Source organism: Mycobacterium helveticum (assembly GCF_007714205.1).
In the GTDB taxonomy this organism is placed as follows: domain Bacteria; phylum Actinomycetota; class Actinomycetes; order Mycobacteriales; family Mycobacteriaceae; genus Mycobacterium; species Mycobacterium helveticum.
The window spans coordinates 1-266 of sequence record NZ_VMQU01000400.1 but is presented as its reverse complement, the minus strand read 5'-3'; the positions used below and the strand labels follow the sequence as shown (position 1 = coordinate 266).

1 protein-coding gene is annotated in these 266 nt (G+C 65.8%); it reads left to right on the top strand.

Annotated features, from left to right (window positions below; genetic code table 11):
* Window positions 1-266: beta-ketoacyl synthase N-terminal-like domain-containing protein (locus tag FPZ47_RS28090; protein WP_145039857.1), on the top strand; the 266-nt coding region annotated here is incomplete at both ends.

The following is a 266-nucleotide window of genomic DNA, read 5'->3' as shown; positions in this document are numbered from 1 at the left end:
GCGGCGGCGCTGGCCGGCACGACGCGTTTCGGGGCGTTCCTGGACGACATCGAGGGTTTCGACGCGGAGTTCTTCGACATTTCGCCCGGCGAGGCCGACAGGATGGATCCCCAGCAGCGGCTGCTGCTCGAGGTCGCCTACGAGGCCCTCGAACATGCCGGTATTGCGGCCGAATCGTTACGGCAGACGCAGACCGGGGTTTTCGCGGGTGCGTGTGCCGGTGAGTACGGGTATTTGGCGTCCTCGGATTTGAGTCGGGTGGATGC